Origin of the sequence: Vibrio sp. Vb2131, from assembly GCF_033338535.1 — a bacterium.
Lineage (GTDB): Bacteria > Pseudomonadota > Gammaproteobacteria > Enterobacterales > Vibrionaceae > Vibrio > Vibrio alginolyticus.
Genome location: NZ_JAWOSW010000192.1, coordinates 1 through 502 on the forward strand (window position 1 = coordinate 1; position 502 = coordinate 502).

At 47.2% G+C, this 502-nt stretch carries 1 protein-coding gene; it reads left to right on the plus strand.

What is annotated here, in order from left to right; genetic code table 11:
- On the plus strand, positions 1-502 hold a 502-nt coding region (locus tag R7E38_RS23485; protein ID WP_318082266.1), incomplete at both ends, for an alpha-amylase family glycosyl hydrolase.

A 502-nucleotide genomic window follows, 5' to 3' on the forward strand; every position in this document is an offset into this window, starting at 1 on the left:
CCATATTCCGTGGATGGCTGGCGTTTTGATGTCATTCATATGCTAGGTGAAGGGGAGGGGGCGAAAAACAACGCTCACTACGTGAAAGCATTTCGCCAAGCGACCAAATCAGTTAATCCGAATGCTTATGTGTTAGGTGAGCATTTTTTTGAGGCGACTCAATGGTTGCAAGGGGAGCAAGAAGACGGCGCGATGAACTACTACGGTTTTGCCCACCCTGTTCGAGCGTTTATTGCGCATCAAGACATCACGTACGACCCAATCGATATAGATGGTTTTGAGTTCAAAGCGTGGTTGGATGAAGCCAGAGCAAAAGTTCCTTTTGCCAATCAGCTCTCACAACTCAATCAACTCGATAGCCATGACACGGCGCGTTTTCTCACCTTGGTGAATGGGGATGAGAAAAAAATGAAAATCGCGTTGGCCTTACTCATGACTTATGTCGGCGCGCCATGCATTTATTATGGTAGTGAAGTCGGTCTTGAGGGAAGCTTTGATCCAG